This window comes from Bacillus sp. J41TS8, assembly GCF_018333035.1.
GTDB lineage: Bacteria > Bacillota > Bacilli > Bacillales > Bacillaceae > Bacillus > Bacillus paralicheniformis.
The window spans coordinates 1-286 of the sequence record NZ_BORF01000055.1; the positions used below are offsets into that span (position 1 = coordinate 1).

1 protein-coding gene is annotated in these 286 nt (G+C 40.6%); it reads right to left on the bottom strand.

Features of this window, described 5'->3' with window-relative positions; all coding sequences use genetic code 11:
* A partial coding sequence (locus tag KI350_RS22820; RefSeq protein WP_148726253.1) for a transposase occupies positions 1–229 on the bottom strand: 229 nt, incomplete at its 3' end.
* Between the last annotated feature and the right edge of the window lie 57 nt (positions 230–286).

Genomic DNA, 286 nt, shown 5'->3' on the forward strand with positions numbered 1-286 from the left:
GCATCGAGCGGTGGCCAAACACGTACTGAATCAGAACCATTTTGATCAATACAACGGGATCAATGCTTGGGCGCCCTTTTGAAGAATAAAGGGGAGCAACTTTTTCATAAATAAAAGAAAAGTCCATAGCTTCTTCTATTTTCCTGACCAGATGGTCTTCCGGGACAAGTTCACTTAAGGCAAAGACTTCAAGCTGTTCGCGCTGATCTTTAGAGTGCTTAGACAACATGGAAAAACCTCCAAAAACTAGATTTCACTCACATTTTAACAAAAAAAGCTTGTCGAT